The sequence below is a fragment of the Priestia sp. SIMBA_032 genome (genome assembly GCF_046535215.1).
Lineage (GTDB): Bacteria > Bacillota > Bacilli > Bacillales > Bacillaceae_H > Priestia > Priestia aryabhattai.
On record NZ_JAWRXD010001616.1, the window covers coordinates 1 to 234 of the forward strand.

Genomic DNA, 234 nt, shown 5'->3' on the forward strand with positions numbered 1-234 from the left:
CCTATAGTTTCACTTTATTATACACAAAAAGGGAGCCTCCCATAAGAAGGCCCTCTCCTATATTTATATTATAAGAATAAATGACATCCAAATAAGAATGCAAATAAGTATAGTAATGGATGTACTTCCATCCCTTTACCCTTCACAATTTTCAAGACTGGATATACTAAAAATCCAATTGCGATTCCATTTGCAATACTAGACGTTAACGGAATACCTATAAAAATTAAAAAT

Annotated in this window: 1 pseudogene; it reads right to left on the bottom strand. The window is 31.2% G+C overall.

What is annotated here, in order from left to right:
* Nucleotides 1-68 precede the first annotated feature (68 nt).
* A pseudogene (locus tag SB717_RS39755) lies at nucleotides 69-234 on the bottom strand (NCS2 family permease); the annotation flags it as partial.